Origin of the sequence: Amycolatopsis sp. WAC 01376, from assembly GCF_003947415.1 — a bacterium.
Classification (GTDB): Bacteria; Actinomycetota; Actinomycetes; order Mycobacteriales; family Pseudonocardiaceae; genus Amycolatopsis.
Genome location: NZ_QHKL01000003.1, coordinates 18,064 through 33,222 on the forward strand (window position 1 = coordinate 18,064; position 15,159 = coordinate 33,222).

General features: G+C 69.5%; 12 protein-coding genes. 11 read left to right on the forward strand and 1 reads right to left on the reverse strand.

Annotation, left to right across the window (positions count from 1 at the left end):
• The first annotated feature begins 4 nt into the window (after nt 1–4).
• From DMH03_RS16790 to DMH03_RS16835, 11 genes are all read left to right on the forward strand, one after another.
• On the forward strand, nt 5–985 hold the full coding sequence (locus DMH03_RS16790) for an enediyne biosynthesis protein (protein ID WP_125792987.1): 981 nt from the start codon (nt 5–7) through the stop codon (nt 983–985).
• Nucleotides 982–2,334 carry a cytochrome P450 gene (locus tag DMH03_RS16795; protein ID WP_125792988.1) on the forward strand — a complete coding sequence of 451 codons (1,353 nt, stop codon included), beginning with the start codon at nt 982–984 and terminating at the stop codon, nt 2,332–2,334. The genes DMH03_RS16790 and DMH03_RS16795 overlap by 4 nt, the downstream gene beginning before the upstream one ends.
• A 5-nt stretch (nt 2,335–2,339) precedes the next feature.
• A complete protein-coding gene (locus DMH03_RS16800) occupies nt 2,340–2,897 on the forward strand; it encodes a DUF5987 family protein (protein WP_125792989.1) in 558 nt (185 codons plus the stop codon).
• Nucleotides 2,894–4,546, forward strand: a complete 1,653-nt coding sequence (locus tag DMH03_RS16805) for a GMC family oxidoreductase (protein ID WP_125792990.1) — start codon at nt 2,894–2,896, stop codon at nt 4,544–4,546. The genes DMH03_RS16800 and DMH03_RS16805 overlap by 4 nt, the downstream gene beginning before the upstream one ends.
• Nucleotides 4,547–4,548: 2 nt before the next feature.
• The gene (locus tag DMH03_RS16810) at nt 4,549–5,505 is read left to right on the forward strand and encodes a carboxymuconolactone decarboxylase family protein (RefSeq protein ID WP_125792991.1); all 957 of its coding nucleotides are present in this window, start codon (nt 4,549–4,551) and stop codon (nt 5,503–5,505) included.
• 142 nt (nt 5,506–5,647) lie between these two features.
• A complete protein-coding gene (locus tag DMH03_RS16815; RefSeq protein WP_125792992.1) occupies nt 5,648–11,482 on the forward strand; it encodes a type I polyketide synthase in 5,835 nt (1,944 codons plus the stop codon).
• A 1-nt stretch (nt 11,483) separates the two neighbouring features.
• On the forward strand, nt 11,484–11,924 hold the full coding sequence (locus DMH03_RS16820; RefSeq protein ID WP_125779735.1) for a thioesterase family protein: 441 nt from the start codon (nt 11,484–11,486) through the stop codon (nt 11,922–11,924).
• Between the two features lies 1 nt (nt 11,925).
• On the forward strand, nt 11,926–12,498 hold the full coding sequence (locus DMH03_RS16825; RefSeq protein ID WP_125792993.1) for a flavin reductase family protein: 573 nt from the start codon (nt 11,926–11,928) through the stop codon (nt 12,496–12,498).
• 17 nt (nt 12,499–12,515) lie between these two features.
• The gene (locus DMH03_RS42325) at nt 12,516–12,683 is read left to right on the forward strand and encodes a DUF6222 family protein (protein WP_199748905.1); all 168 of its coding nucleotides are present in this window, start codon (nt 12,516–12,518) and stop codon (nt 12,681–12,683) included.
• Nucleotides 12,684–12,841: 158 nt separating this feature from the next.
• On the forward strand, nt 12,842–14,383 hold the full coding sequence (locus tag DMH03_RS16830) for an acyl-CoA carboxylase subunit beta (protein ID WP_370310844.1): 1,542 nt from the start codon (nt 12,842–12,844) through the stop codon (nt 14,381–14,383).
• A gap of 11 nt (nt 14,384–14,394) precedes the next feature.
• Nucleotides 14,395–14,586, forward strand: coding sequence for an acyl-CoA carboxylase subunit epsilon (locus tag DMH03_RS16835; RefSeq protein WP_125792995.1), 192 nt, complete (start codon nt 14,395–14,397; stop codon nt 14,584–14,586).
• Nucleotides 14,587–14,974: 388 nt separating this feature from the next.
• Here DMH03_RS16835 and DMH03_RS16840 read toward each other — a convergent pair whose 3' ends face one another.
• The gene (locus DMH03_RS16840; protein WP_125792996.1) at nt 14,975–15,154 is read right to left on the reverse strand and encodes a hypothetical protein; all 180 of its coding nucleotides are present in this window, start codon (nt 15,152–15,154) and stop codon (nt 14,975–14,977) included.
• Between the last annotated feature and the right edge of the window lie 5 nt (nt 15,155–15,159).

Here is a 15,159-nt window from a genome sequence, read left to right on the forward strand (position 1 = left end):
CGTCATGGCTGAGCAGACACTCACCGCACCCAAGAGCAACAAGACGATCACGGCCCTTCGCCGGTTCGCGATCTCGATCACCGTCTTCAACATCATCGGCTACACCGTGCTCGGATTCGAGCAGCCCTACACCTATCCGTTCATCGCGCTGGCGACGGCGTACACCACGGAAATCCTGCTGGAGATCATCGGGGCGCGGGCACAGGGCCGTCCGGTCCGCTTCCGCGGCAACGGGTTCAAGGGGCTGGTGGAGTTCCTCTTCCCGGCGCATATCACGGGTCTCGCGCTGAACATGCTGACCTACGTCAACGACCAGGTGCTGGTCATGATCTTCGGCGTCGTGGTCGCCGTCGGCGCCAAGTGGGTCCTCCAGGCCCCGGTGCGCGGCCGGCTCCGTCACTACATGAACCCGTCGAACTTCGGCATCACGATCATCCTGCTGGTGTTCCCGTGGGCGAGCATCGCGCCGCCGTATCACTTCACCGAGCAGGTCGACTCGTGGGTCGGCTGGCTGATCGTCGGCATCATCATCGTGTCGGGCACGGTGCTCAACGCGATGCTGACCCAGCGCATGTGGCTGATCGGCGCCTGGCTGATCACCTTCGCGCTGCAGGCGATCATCCGTGGCCTGCTGTTCGACACCGCGATTCCCGGCGCGCTCGGGATGATGACCGGGGTGGCGTTCGTGCTCTACACGAACTACATGGTCACCGACCCCGGCACGACACCGTCGAAGCCCGCGTCGCAGATCCTGTTCGGTTCGGGCGTGGCGATCGCCTACGGGTTCTTCATGGTGGTCCACGTGGCGTACGGCCTGTTCCTCGCCACCGCGCTGGTCTGCCTCATCCGCGGCGCGTTCCTGTGGGGCCTGCACTTCTCCAAGAAGGCCACCGAAAAGTGGGAGGCCGACCAGGCGAAGTCGGCCGACGTCACGAGCCTGCCGAAGCCGGCCGAGAAGCCGGAAACCGGGGCCGTGGCGGCATGACCCACGAGGCGGAACTCAGCCGGGCGGCGCGTCTCGCGCCGCCCGGCCCGCCGCGCCGGGCGACCTTCGGTCTGCTGAAGAAGCTCTTCACCGACCGGCTGGCGCTCATGTCGGATTCGGCGGAGGCGCACGGGGACGTCGTCCGGATCGCGATCGGGCCCAAGACGATGTACCTGGTGAACCACCCCGAACTGGCGAAACACGTGCTCGCGGACAACGCGGCCAACTACCACAAGGGAATCGGCCTCCAGGAGGCGCGGCGGGCGCTCGGCGACGGGCTGCTCACCAGCGACGGCGACGTCTGGAAGAAACAGCGCCGGACCATCCAGCCGGTGTTCCAGCCCAAGCGGATCGCGCGGCAGGCCTCTGTCGTCGCGAACGAGGTCGAAGGCCTCGTGAAACGCTTGCGGGACACCGAGGGGCCGGTGGAGATCCTGCACGAGATGACCGGGCTGACGCTCGCCGTGCTCGGCAAGACCCTGCTCGATTCCGACCTCGGCGGCTTCACGTCGCTGGGGCATTCGTTCGAGGCCGTGCAGGACCAGGCGATGTTCGAAGCGGTGACGCTGAGCATGGTCCCGCAGTGGGCCCCGCTGAAGAAACAGTTGCGGTTCCGGGAATCCCGGGACGACCTCCGCCGGATCGCCGAGGAACTCGTCGAGCAGCGGCTGGCGAACCCGGTCGAGGGTGGCGAGGACGTGTTGTCCCGCCTCATCGCGACCGACGGGACCCACGAGCAGATGCGGGACGAGCTCATCACCCTGCTGCTCGCCGGGCACGAGACGACGGCGAGCACCCTGGGCTGGGCGTTCCACCTGCTCGACGAACATCCCGGCGTCGCGGCGAAACTGCGTGCCGAGGCCGACGCGGTGCTGGGCGACCAGCTGCCGACGCACGACGATCTGCACCGGTTGCCGTACACGGCCAGGGTCGTCGAAGAGGTCATGCGGCTGTACCCGCCGGTGTGGCTGCTGCCGAGGGTGGCGCAGGCCGACGACGAGATCGGCGGCTACCACATCCCGGCCGGAGCCGACGTCGTCGTCGTGCCCTTCACCCTGCACCGGCATCCGGCGTTCTGGCCGGAGCCGGAGAAATTCGATCCGGACCGGTTCGATCCGGACCGGCCGAGCGGGCGGCCCCGGTACGCCTACATCCCGTTCGGCGCGGGGCCGCGGTTCTGCATCGGCAACAGCCTCGGCGTGATGGAGGCCGTTTTCGTGCTGACGATGGTCCTGCGCGACCTCGAACTCAGGAAGGTCCCAGGCTACGACGTGGTCCCCGAAGCGATGTTGTCGCTGCGGGTGCGCGGCGGGCTGCCGATGACGGTGCACACCAGGAACAGGAGGTAGGTTCCGTGGATTCGGACGAACAGGTCAAGGTGTCCACTTTGGAGGCCTACGCGGACACGATCTTGCCGGGAGAGAAGCGGTTCCCCGGGGATCACGCGATCGCCGGCGCCTCGCCGGGGCCGGGCGCGGTCGTGGCCGGCGCGCTCGAACTGCTGCACACCGAGGCGACCGGGGTGACCGTCGGGCTGCCCTATCTGGCGCAGGCCCTCAACGATCACGCGAAGATCTACGCGAAGGAAAACGACCTCGAACTCGACGAGGGGTTGCCGTCGTTCGTCGCACTGTCCTTCGTGGACAGGACGGCGCTCGTACGGTCGCTGACCGCGCCGGGGCATCCGGAGAAGGACGGCTGGGTCAGTCTCGCCTTGTTCTGCAACATGTCCTTCGACAGCGCGGCGCACAAGCACACCGCCGAAGCGATCGCGGAGGGGCACCCCGGCCTGCTGGCCATGGGGTACACCGCGCCGGACGAAGACGGCCTGTGGCGGTTCCCGAAGTTCTCCTACCGTCGCGAACTGGCGCGACTCCACCCCGACACCACGCCTTCCGGGAGTCCCGCATGAGCGCTTACGACAAGACCGACGTCGTCATCGTCGGCAGCGGGTTCGGTGGCTCCATCCCCGCCTACCACTTGGCCGCGGGCGGGGCGAAGGTCACCGTGCTGGAACGCGGGCCGTGGCTGGAGACGAAGGAGTTCGAGCACGACTACCTGCTCGGTTCGTCCTACACCAGGGCCTTCGATTTCGTCGTCGGCGACGGGATGAGCGTGCTCGGCGGGAACTGCGTCGGCGGCGGCAGCGTGGTGTACTTCGCCGCGATGCCGCGTGCGCCGAAGTTCGTGTTCGAGCGCCACGGCAGTATCGGTCGGCGCATGTGGCCGTCGGTGCTGACTCGGGACACCCTGGAGCCTTGGTACGACCGGGTTTCGGATTCGCTTCCGGTGTCCACACAGGACTGGAACGACGTCTCGTACGCGGGCGGGCTGTGGGCCGCGTTGTGCGACCATTCCGGCCGGACCGCGAACCCGGCGCCGGTCGCGGTGGACAACGACCGCTGTGTGAACTGCAACTTCATGATGGCGGGCTGCCGGTTCGACGCGAAACGCTCGCTGCTGACCAACTACCTGCCCGCCGCGCTCGCGCACGGTGCGAAGATCCGGCCGCTGCACGAGGTCCAGCGCATCGAGCGGATCGACGACGGTGACTACCGCGTGCACTTCAACGTCGTCGACGACACGGACTACCGGGCGCAGACCGGCAGCGGGACGATCGACGCGAAGGTCGTCATCATCGCCGCGGGCGCCGGGGCGACCCCGGTGATCCTGCAGCGTTCCGAGGCGGCGCTGGGCACCATGCCGCACGCGGTCGGCCGGTACTTCTCCGGCAACGGTGAGCGGCTCAACACCGCGATCATCGACGAGGAGCGCGTCCGCGAGGTGCTCGGACTGTCCCGTGAGGACGGCAAGGTCTACGAGGCCAACCACATCGGCAAGGGCCCGACCGTGGCGAACTGGGACAAACTCGACGGTTCGCTGCCGGAGTACGAGCGGTACTCGCTGGAGCAGTTGTACTTCCCGCCGGGGCTCGGCACGATCCTCGCGCAGGTGCCCGACGGTGACGAGCCGCGGTGGTTCGGCGCGCAGAAGAAGGAGATCCTCAAGAAGTGGTCGTCGTGGCTGACCATCTTCCTGATGACCGAGGACGACAACGAGGGCGTCTTCGGCGCGCCGCCGCCCACCGGCAACGCGTACCGCATCTCCCAGCAGATGCTCGGCCGCGGCCCGCTGAAGTACGACCCGACGCCGAACACCCTGCACGGCTGGTCGCTGGCCGACGCGGAGTGCAAGGAGATCCTCGAGAAGGACGGCCTGGCGAAGGTGTCGCCGTGGACCAACGACGTCGTCGGCGCGTACACCGTGCACCCGCTGGCGTCGTGCCGGATCGGTGACGACCCGGAGACCTCGGCGCTGCACCCGAACCACGAACTCCGCAACCATCCCGGGATCTTCGTGACCGACAGCGCCTCCGTACCGGGCGCGCTGACGGTGAACCCGGCGATGACGATCGCGGCGCTGGCCGAACGTTCGGTACCGGGCATCGTGCGGGCGTTGCAGGCTCGCGGTGTCGACGTTACGTACGGCGCGCCGGCGCCGGACGGCTCGATCACCGGACGGCGGGCGGTCAGCAAGCTGTCGCTGGTCGCCGGGAGCTGAACATGGCCCCCGCACTGGTGAGACTCGCGCTGAGACGGGTGTTGCGCGAAGTCCGGTACGTCCGGCCGGTTCCGTACGGCCGGGCGACCGGGCTCGTGCGTGACGTCTACCGTCGGCTGGAACGCGAATTCGGCATGCTGGCCCCGCCGGTGGCACTGCATTCGCCGTCACCGACGGTGCTCGCGGCGAGTTGGGTGATGCTGCGGGAATCGCTGGTGGCGGCGGGGGTGACGAGCCGGGCGGACCGGGAGGTCGTCGCGACATTGGTGTCGCGGGCGAACTCGTGCCCGTACTGTGTCGAGGTCCATGGGATGACGCTGGATTCGCTCGGGCGCTCCTCGGAGGCTTCGGCGACCGCGGAAGGGCGTCCCGTCGCGGATCCGTTCGCCGGGGCGTTGTCCGTGGCGGCCAGGGCGGAGCTGACCGCGGTCGCCTTCACGTTCCACTACCTGAACCGGGTGGTGAGCGTGTTCCTCGGGCCGTCGCCGCTGCCGCCGAACGTGCCGGATTCGGCACGTTCGAAGGCGAAGGCTGTCCTCGGGCGGCTCCTTCGCCCGGCGTCGGCGGCCCTGCCCGGTGAGTCGCTGGACTTGCTTCCGGCAGGGTCGAGGGATTTCTCCTGGGCCGCGGGGAATCCGATCATGGAGGACGCCTTCTCCCGTGCCGCGTCGGCTTTCGCCTCGCTGGCGGTGCCTTCGGCCGTACGGGACGTGGTGGCGCGCGAACTGTCCACATGGGACGGTTCCGCGCCCGGACTGAGCCGTTCGTGGGTGGACGCCTTCGACGATCCGGCGGTCCGGCTGGCCTTGGTGGTGGCGAAGGCGCCTTATCAGGTCGACGACGCTTTGGTGACCGCCGCGGGCCTTGGCGATCGAGAGCTGGTCGAGCTCGTGGGGTGGACGAGTTTCGCCGCGGCCGCCCACCGCGTCTCGCTATCGGGCTCGCCTTCAACAACATGAGAGAAGACTTCTCGCCCTGCTCCGGTTCATGCTTGACCGGACTGCAGGTGCGGACGGCGCCCTCGTTCCCGGAACACCGGTTCTGGCGCCGAGACTCCGATTCCGTGACTTGAGTGGTTGAGAGCTAGGGGAGTGCGGTGGCATGAGCGTTGAGCGGATTTCGATTGTCGGTATCGGTCTCCGATACCCGGACGCCGGTTCCCCGGAAGAACTGTGGGAGAACGTCCTCGCCGGCCGCCGGGCGTTCCGAAGGCTGCCCGACGAGCGGATGAACCGCGAGGACTACTACTCGCCCGACCCCAAGGCGCCGGACCGTTTCTACGCGCAGAAGGCCGCGGTCCTCCGGGACTACGAGTTCGACCGGATCAAGTACAAGGTCGCGGGCAGTACGTTCCGCTCGACCGACACCACGCACTGGCTCGCCCTCGACGTCGCCGCGCAGGCGCTGGCGGACGCGGGTTTCCCGGAGGGTGACGGCCTGCCGCGGCCCAACACCGGTGTGGTCATCGGCAACAGCCTGACCGGCGAGTTCTCGCGGGCCAACATCATGCGGCTGCGCTGGCCGTACGTGCGCCGGACCATCGCGGCCGCACTCGCCGAACGCGGCTGGGCCGAGGGCGACACCGCCGAATTCCTCCACGATCTCGAGGTGCAGTACAAGGCGCCGTTCCCGGAGATCGACGAGGACTCCCTCGCGGGTGGGCTGGCGAACACGATCGCCGGCCGGGTCTGCAACTTCTTCGACTTCGGCGGCGGCGGTTTCACCGTGGACGGTGCCTGCTCGTCGTCGCTGCTCTCCGTGGTCACGGCGGCGAACGCGCTTTCGGAGGGTGACCTCGACGTCGCCGTCGCGGGTGGTGTCGACTTGTCGATCGACCCGTTCGAGGTGATCGGGTTCGCCAAGACCGGCGCGCTCGCGAAACGGGAGATGAAGGTCTACGACGCCGATTCCAACGGTTTCTGGCCTGGCGAGGGTTCCGGCATGCTCGTGCTGATGCGCGAGGACGACGCGATCGCGCAGGGCAAGCGGATCTACGCCACCATCGGCGGCTGGGGTGTCTCCTCCGACGGCAAGGGCGGCATCACCCGCCCCGAGGCGTCGGGTCACCGCCTCGCGCTCAAACGGGCTTATGAGAAGGCCGGCTACGGGGTCGAGACCGTTTCGTACTTCGAAGGGCACGGCACTGGGACCGCGCTGGGCGACGCCACCGAGATCGAGGCGCTGTCCACCGCCCGACGCGACGCCGACCCGCTCGCCGACCCCGCCGCGCTGAGCACGATCAAGGGCAACATCGGCCACACCAAGGCCGCGGCCGGGGTCGCCGGGCTGATCAAGGCCACGCTGGCGGTCTACCACCAGGTCATCCCGCCCGCGACCGGCCACTTCGATCCGCACGAGTCGCTGGTCGGCGACTCCGCGCGGATGTACGTCCCGGCCGAGGCCGGGTTGTGGCCCTCGGACCACCCGGTCCGCGCGGGTGTCTCCGCGATGGGGTTCGGCGGCATCAACTCGCACGTCACCGTCACCGAAGCGCCGGGTGCGGCCCGGCGCAAGGAACTCGACGAGAAGACCCGGTCGCTGGTCGCCGGACGCCAGGACAGCGAACTGCTGCTCCTCGACGCCGACGACGCCGCGTCGCTGCGTGGCAAGGTGACCGGTCTGCTGGAGGTCGTCCCGAAGCTCTCGTTCGCGGAGCTCGCGGACCTGGCCGGCACGCTTTCCTCGGAGCTGTCGGGGAAATCGGTTCGCGCCGCGATCGTCGCGACCAACCCCGAGGAAGCCGAGCGCAAGCTGGCCAAGCTCCTCGACCTTCTCGGCGAGGGAGAGCCGGAAATCTTCTCCTCCCGCGAAGGCATCTTCGCCAGTGGGCGTTCGACGGAGCCGAAGATCGGCTTCCTGTTCCCCGGTCAGGGTTCCGGGCAGGGCACTGTCGGCGCGCTGCGCAAACGCTTCGGCCACGCCGACGACATCTACCGCGCCGCGGGTCTGTCCACCGGCGCGGACCAGGTCGCCACCGACGTCGCACAGCCGCGGATCGTCACCGGCTCGCTCGCCGGGCTCCGGGTGCTGAAGAGCCTCGGCATCGAAGCGCGGACGGTCGCGGGACACAGCCTCGGTGAACTGACCGCCCTGCACTGGGGCGGCGCGCTCACCGAACGCGAAGTCCTCCGGCTGGCCAAGATCCGCGGCAAGGTGATGGCGACCGCGAGCGACGGAAACGGTGCCATGGCGGGGATCGCCGCCACCCCGGGGGTCGCGGAGCGGCTCGCCGAGGGCGAAGAGGTGGTCATCGCGGGATACAACGCTCCCGAGCAGACCGTCCTTTCCGGACCGGCGGACGCGATCGACCGGGTGGTCGCCCGTGCCCGCGCGGAAGGTGTCACCGCCACCCGCATCAACGTCTCGCACGCGTTCCACTCGCCCGCGGTAGTGCCGGCCGCCGAGGCGATGACCGGTGAGCTCGCCACGTTCGACTTCGCCAGGCTCGACCGGCCGGTCGTCTCCACGGTGACCGGCGACGTCCTGCACGCCGCCGAAGACCTGCGTGACCTGCTGCGCGATCAGGTGGTCCTGCCGGTCCGCTTCCGTGAGGCGGCCGCGAAGGTCGCCGAGCGCAGCGACCTGGTGATCGAGGTCGGCCCCGGCCGCGTGCTCACCGGGCTGTTCGGTGCGATCGCGCCCGGCACCCCGGCGCTCGCGATCGACACCGACAGCCCGACGCTGGCATCGGTGCTGAAGGTGGCCGGCGCTGCGTTCGCGTTCGGCGCCCCGCTGGAGACGTCGGCGCTCTTCGACGGCCGTGTCGTGCGGGCGCTGCCGGTGGACGGGAAGTTCTCGTTCCTCACCAGCCCGTGTGAGGCCGCGCCGTCCATCGACGCGGAACTGGCCCGCGACCGCGTCACCGACCCCACCGCCCCCGCCGCCGCCACGACCGGAACGGCGTCGGAAAGCGGCAGCAGCACCCTCGAACTGCTGCGGAAACTCGCTTCCGAGCGGGTCGAACTGCCGCTCGAAGCGGTCACCGCCGACACGCATCCGCTCGACGACCTGCACCTTTCGTCGATCACCGTCGGCCAGCTGGTCAACGACGTGACCCGCGCGCTCGGCCGTCCGGCGCTGGAGGGCATGCCGAACTTCGCGACCGTCTGTCTCGGCGAACTCGCCGACATGATCGACGAACTCGCGCAGACCGCCAAACCCGCCGACAGCAACCAGGCCGAGGTCGCCGGGGTGGGACCGTGGGTCCGGCCGTTCGCGGTCGAGTACGTCGTCGCGCCGAAGCCGTCGCCTGACCTCACGCCGGGAACCGCCGGACTCTCGCAGGCGGAGTGGACGGCGTTCGCCCCGGAGGGGCACCCGCTGGCGGAGCCGCTGCGCGCCGCGCTCGCCGCCGCGGGCGTCGGCGACGGTGTCGTCCTGTGCCTGAACGCGGACAGCGATTCCGGTGACGTGGGCCTGTTCCTGGACGCGGGCCGCGCGGTGCTGTCCGCGCCCAACGGCACGCGGTTCGTCGTGGTGCAGCACGGACTCGGTGCCTCCGGCCTGGCGAAGACGCTGCGGCTGGAAGACCCGTCGGCCAGGACCACGATCGTCGATCTCGCCGACGTCCGCCCGGCCGACCCCGAGGCCATCCGTGCCGCGGTGTCCACTGTGGTCACCGAAGTGGCGGCCACCAACGACTTCAGCGAAGTCCGCTACGACTCCGCCGGTGTCCGCACGGTGCCGAAGCTCGGTGCCCTCAAACCGTCCGAGGCCGAAGGGACACCGCTGGGCGCCGAAGACGTCCTGCTCGTCACCGGCGGCGGCAAGGGCATCACCGCGGAGAGCGCTTTGGCGCTGGCCAAGGATTCCGGCGCGAAACTCGCGCTGCTCGGCCGCAGCGACCCCGCCGACGACGCCGAACTGTCGGAGAACCTCGGCCGGATGGCGGCGGCGGGCATCGACTACCGCTACGAACGCGCCGACGTCACCGACGCCCGTCAGGTGTCCGACGCCATCAACCGGATCCAGGCCGGGTTCGGCCCGGTCACCGCGGTACTGCACGGCGCGGGCCGCAACGAGCCTGCCGCGCTGTTCTCCTTGACCGAGGAGACCTTCCGCAAGACGCTGGCCCCGAAGATCGGCGGTCTCAACGCCGTCCTCGACGCGGTCGACAAGGACAAGATCAAGCTGCTGGTGACCTTCGGCAGCATCATCGGACGGGCGGGGCTGCGCGGTGAGGCGCACTACGCCACGGCCAACGACTGGATGACGGAACTGACCGTCCGCTTCGGCCGCGAACACCCCCAAGCCCGCGCGATCGCCCTCGAATGGTCGGTCTGGTCGGGGACCGGGATGGGCGAGAAGCTCGGCGTCGTCAGCGCGTTGATGCGCGACGGCATCACCCCGATCCCGACCGAGGAGGGCATCGAGATCCTCCGGCAGGTCGTCGGCGACCCGGCCGCCCCGTCGGTACTGGTCGTCTGCGGCCGGACAGCGGGCCTGGTCACCCTGCCGGTGGAGAAACGCGAACTGCCGCTGACCCGCTTCGTCGACCGCGCCGTCGTGCACTACCCGGGGGTCGAGCTGATCACCGAGGCCGACCTCTCCGCGGGCAGCGACCCGTATCTGGCCGACCATCTGCTCGACGGCCAGCTGCTGTTCCCGGCGGTGATCGGCATGGAGGCGATGACCCAGGTCGCCAAGGCCGCGCTGGGCGTGGAAACCCTGCCGGCACCGGTGTTCTCCGACGTCGAGTTCCTGCGCCCGATCATCGTCTCACCGGGCGGGTCGACCACGATCCGGCTCGCCGCGCTGGCCAGGGACGCCGAAACGGTGGACGTGGTGCTGCGCAGCGGCGAGACCGGGTTCAGCGCCGACCACTTCCGCGCCCGGCTGCGGTTCTCGCGGCCCGACCCGCTGGGTGACACCGTCGCCCGCGACGTCGCGCTGCCGCCGGTCCCGGTCGACCCGACGACCGAGCTCTACGGCACGGTCCTGTTCCAGGGCAAGCGATTCCAGCGGGTCACCGGCTATCGCCGGGCCAGCGCGCGGCACGCGGTCGCGGAGATCGCGACCGGCGCCGAGGTCGACTGGTTCGCGCCGTTCCTTCCGCAGGAACAGCTTCTGGCCGACCCTGGCACCCGCGACGCGATGATGCACGCGATCCAGTGCTGCGTCCCGGACGCGACTTTGCTGCCGCAAGGGATCGAGCGGCTGTACCTGGCCGAGCCCGGCGAGCAGGACCCGGAGTACGTGCTCCTCGACGCCCGCGAGCGTTCGCAGGACGGCGACAGCTACCTCTACGACCTCGACGTCCGCAACCCCGACGGGAAGCTCGTCGAGCGGTGGGAAGGGCTGAAACTGCGCGCGGTGCGCAAACGCGACGGCGAAGGGCCTTGGGTCCCGTCGATGCTCGGGTCCTATTTGGAGCGTTCCGTCGAACGGCTCCTCGGCTCGTCCCGCGCGATCGTCGTCGAACCGGACCCGGTGGGCGTTTCCGTGGAGACCACGCCGGAACGGCGAGCGCAGACGGCCTTGGCCGCCGGCCGTGCCGTCGACACCCCGCTCGAGATCCGCTACCGGCCGGACGGGAAACCGGAGGCCGACGGGGTCGAGGTCAGCGCGTCGCACAGCGCCGGACTCACCTTGGCGATCGCGGGCGACGGCCGGATCGCCTGCGACGTCGAGACGGCGATCGAACGGACACCGGAAGACTGGGCGGGTCTGCTCGGCGAGGATCTGCTCGCGGTGGGCGAACTGCTCGCCGCGGACGCCCGCGAGCCGCTTTCGGTCGCGCACACCAGGGTCTGGAGCGCGCTCGAATGCGTGCGCAAGACCGGGGACATGACACAGGCACTCACCGTGCACCGGGTCGATCCGGACGGCTGGGCGGTGCTCTCGCACGGTGCCGCCCGCATCGCCACCTGGGTGACGACCGTCAACGACCGGACCGATCCCGTGGTCTTCGCGGTGCTACAGGGAGAGGGAAACTGACATGGCCGACTACTACGAGATCCTGCACACGGTCGGGTTCGAAGAGACCAACCTGGTCGGCAACGTCTACTACGTGAACTACGTGCGCTGGCAGGGCCGGTGCCGCGAGATGTTCCTGAAGGACAAGGCGCCGGCGGTGCTCGAAGAGGTCCGCCGCGACCTGAAGCTCTTCACACTCAAGGTGGATTGCGAGTTCTACGCGGAGATCACCGCGTTCGACGAGCTCTCCATCCGGCTGCGGCTGGAAGAGCTGACCCAGACCCAGATCCAGTTCACCTTCGACTACGTCCACCTCACCGGCGAGGGGGAGCGGCTGGTGGCGCGCGGACGGCAGCGGATCGCGTGCATGCGCGGCCCCAACACGGCGACCGTGCCCAGCAGGGTGCCCGAGCAACTGCGTGAGGCGCTGGCCCCGTACGCCGTCGACGGCAAGGGGGAGTGACGTGGGCGAGGTGGAGGAACCTTCGCGGCCGGTGCTGAAACGCCTGCCGACACCCGCCGCGCGGCGACGGCTGTCCGCGCAGTCCGGGTTGCGGGAGGTGATGGGCCAGTTCGCCACCGGGGTCACCGTGCTGACCGCCGGGGGTGAACGGGCACACGGGATGACCGCCAACGCCGTCACCTCCGTGTCGCTGGAGCCGCCGATGGTGCTGTGCTGCGTTTCCCGCGCGGCACGGATGCACGAGGCGATCGTGACGGCGGGGTCGTACGCGGTCACGGTGCTGGCGTCGGACCAGAAGGAGCTGGCGAAGTACTTCGCGGACTGGCGCCGCCCGGCCGGGCTCGCGCAGTTCGACTCGGTGGACTGGACAGCGGGGCCGCGGACCGGCGCGCCGTTGCTCGACGGCGCGCTGGCGTGGCTGGAATGCGAGCTGGCGGAGGTCTACGAGGGCGGTGACCACTCGATCTTCCTCGGCAAGGTGGTCGCCTCCAGCCGCGGCACCGCGCAGGACTCGCTGGTCTTCTACGGCGGCGGCTACCACCAGATCGACGGCCGGATACGGGCATCGGCCTGACACGGAGAGGAATGGTCATGACCATCAACGAATCCGCCACGACCGCCCCGGCGCACCCGGCCGAACGGCCGCCGGTGGTGACCACGATGCCCCGTCTCGGACGGGGGGTGTGCTGGCGCGACATCAAGCGGGAGATCGAACTCGACGAGCTCGAGCGCGAGGCCAGGCTCAGGGAGGCGGCGTGACCCTGCAGGGCGATCCGGGCGCTCAGCGCACGGAGGACTCCGAGGTGGTGCCGCTGCCGGAGGACCGGCTGCGGCGCCCCCGGATCCCGAGGGCGACCGACGGGCAGGTGATCCCGCTCGCCAGGGGCGCCGAACCGGTGCACCCGCCGGAACCGACGATGCCGTTGCTGCGCACCCAGCGCGACGAACTGCGCGAACATATCGTCGACGGGCGGCTCGACGGCGTCCGTCGGCAGCATTCGCTCGGCAAGCACACCGCGCGCGAACGGCTGGATCTGCTGCTGGACCCCGACTCCTTCACCGAGGTCGAGCTGTACCGGCGGCATCAGGCGAGCGGGCTCGGGCTGGCGGAGAACCGGCCGTACACCGACGGGGTGATCGCCGGCTCTGGCACCATCGACGGACGGCGCGTCTTCGTCTACGCGCAGGACTTCACCGTTTTCGGCGGTTCGCTCGGCGAGGCGCACGCGGCGAAGATCCACAAGGTGATGGATCTGGCGATCGCCACCGGTTCGCCGCTGATCGGGCTCAACGACAGCGGGGGAGCGCGGATCCAGGAAGGCGTCATGGCGCTCAACGGCTACGGCGGCATCTTCCGCCGCCAGGTCGAGGCGTCCGGCGTCATCCCGCAGATCAGCGTGGTGCTGGGACCGTGCGCGGGCGGGGCGGCGTATTCGCCGGCGCTCGCGGATTTCGTCTTCATGGTGCGCGACACCGCCCGGATGTACCTGACCGGGCCCGACGTCGTCGAGACCGTGACCGGGGAACGGGTCAGCCACGACGAACTGGGCGGCGCGGACGTGCACGGCGCGTCGTCCGGCGTGGCGACCGTGGTGCATGACGACGAGGAGAGCTGCCTCGCCGACGTCCGCTACCTGGTTTCGCTGCTGCCGTCGAACTATCTGGAGCCCGCGCCTCGCGAGCCGTCACAGGACGCGGGCAAGGACCGGCGCCCGGCGTTCGCCGAGCTCGTCCCGGTGGAGCCGAACAAGCCCTACGACATGCGGGACGTGTTCACGGAACTGACCGACGACGGCGAGTTCTTCGAGATGCACGAGCGATGGGCGGCGAACGTGCTGTGCGCGCTCGCGCGGATCGACGGGCGTGTGGTCGGCCTGGTCGGCAACCAGCCGATGGTGTTCGCCGGCGTGCTCGACGGTCCCGCTTCGCAAAAAGCGGCGCGGTTCGTGCGGTTCTGTGACGCGTTCAGCATCCCGCTGGTGACCCTTGTGGACGTCCCGGGTTTCCTGCCGGGGGTCGAGCAGGAACATTCCGGGATCATCCGCCACGGCGCGCAGCTGCTGCACGCCTACTGCGAGGCGACCGTGCCGCGGATCCAGGTCATCCTGCGCAAGGCGTACGGCGGCGCGTACATCGTGATGGACTCGCGGTCCATCGGCACCGACCTGTCACTGGCGTGGCCCACCAACCAGATCGCCGTGATGGGCGCCGAGGGCGCGGTCAACGTGCTGTTCCGCAAGGACCTCGCCGTCGCGCCCGATCCGGACGCGTTGCGCGCCCACCTGGTCGCCGAGTACACCGAGGAGTTCATGAACCCGCAGTACTCGGCGGAACGGGGGCTGGTCGACGACATCATCGACCCCGCCGACACCCGCTCCGCCGTCGCCAGGGCGCTGGACATGCTGCAGGACAAGCGAAAGGCCGCGCCCCAGCGCAAGCACGGCAACCATCCGATCTGAACGGGGGGACCATGTCGTCGTCCGAAAAGGACAGTGAGCCGGTCTTCCGGGTCCTGCGGGGGGACCCGGAAGACGCCGAACTGGCGGCACTCGTCGCCGTCTTCACCGCGCTCGCTTCGGCCGCGCCTCCGCCCGCCGCGCCGGCGCGATCCGCCTGGTCGTCCCGAACCGCGGCGACCTGGCGCACTTCGGTCTTGCGCTGACGCGCGTCGCCACATGACGCTGGACGCCGGACCCGCCAGATGGACACAGCGTCTAGTGAGCGCTCGTGGGGGTCGTGAGTGGTAATGAGCGTTCTAACGCTCATTACCACTCACGACCCCCACGAAAAGTACTCATAACGGACACGGTTGTCCGACTGGCGTCCCTTGTGGACGGTCAGGAGTACGCTGGTCCCCTGGTGACCCCGCTCCGCCACCGACTCGATCATGCCACCTTTGCATTACCTTTCAATAGAACCACCGTGGGCACCGTCGCACATTGAAGCCAGCGAACAAGTCCTTCATCTCTGAGGCTCGGTGACGCCCCCTACTCGCAGGGTGCGGCGAACTCCGGTCCGCAGTCAGGAGCCACGCCACGAAGAGCGCCGCACTACGCGGTGAGCCGTCGCGCGGCCTCGGTTTCCCGCCGCGGCGGATACGTGCTGTGGCAGGCGTGCACGGCGACGTAGAGGACGTCGCCGTCGATCACCGTCTCCAGGTCCGTTCGCTCCCCAGGCGCGAACGGGCCTCCGCAGGCCGCGCAGGTCCGCTGCCGTTCCGCCGCGCTCACTGCCT

Coding starts and splice junctions, on each gene's coding strand:
- DMH03_RS16790 (WP_125792987.1), top strand. CDS start 5: ATGGCTGAGCAGACACTCACCGCACCCAAGAGCAACAAGACGATCACG.
- DMH03_RS16795 (WP_125792988.1), top strand. CDS start 982: ATGACCCACGAGGCGGAACTCAGCCGGGCGGCGCGTCTCGCGCCGCCC.
- DMH03_RS16805 (WP_125792990.1), top strand. CDS start 2,894: ATGAGCGCTTACGACAAGACCGACGTCGTCATCGTCGGCAGCGGGTTC.
- DMH03_RS16810 (WP_125792991.1), top strand. CDS start 4,549: ATGGCCCCCGCACTGGTGAGACTCGCGCTGAGACGGGTGTTGCGCGAA.
- DMH03_RS16815 (WP_125792992.1), top strand. CDS start 5,648: ATGAGCGTTGAGCGGATTTCGATTGTCGGTATCGGTCTCCGATACCCG.
- DMH03_RS16820 (WP_125779735.1), top strand. CDS start 11,484: ATGGCCGACTACTACGAGATCCTGCACACGGTCGGGTTCGAAGAGACC.
- DMH03_RS42325 (WP_199748905.1), top strand. CDS start 12,516: ATGACCATCAACGAATCCGCCACGACCGCCCCGGCGCACCCGGCCGAA.
- DMH03_RS16830 (WP_370310844.1), top strand. CDS start 12,842: ATGCCGTTGCTGCGCACCCAGCGCGACGAACTGCGCGAACATATCGTC.
- DMH03_RS16835 (WP_125792995.1), top strand. CDS start 14,395: ATGTCGTCGTCCGAAAAGGACAGTGAGCCGGTCTTCCGGGTCCTGCGG.